The 257-nt window shown below is 34.6% G+C and carries 1 pseudogene; it reads left to right on the forward strand.

From position 1 onward, the window contains the following. A pseudogene (locus F1003_RS18945) lies at nt 1-257 on the forward strand (hypothetical protein); the annotation flags it as partial.

The following is a 257-nucleotide window of genomic DNA, read 5'->3' on the forward strand; positions in this document are numbered from 1 at the left end:
CAATCTTGTCTAAAATCGTTGCAAAAGAGCATGGTCGTGAAGCAGATATTGATTTATTGAGAGAATTAGCAAAAGTAACAACAGCAATAGAAGCAATTGTTGACGATGCACCAATTATGGAACAAATTGCTACAGATTTCTTAGAAACAACACGCAATGCATTCTTTATCGGACGTACTATTGACTATAACGTAAGTTTAGAAGGTGCGTTAAAACTTAAAGAAATTTCTTACATTCAAGCAGAAGGTTTTGCTGGT

This window comes from Winogradskyella ouciana (genome assembly GCF_009709615.1).
In the GTDB taxonomy this organism is placed as follows: Bacteria; Bacteroidota; Bacteroidia; order Flavobacteriales; family Flavobacteriaceae; genus Winogradskyella; species Winogradskyella ouciana.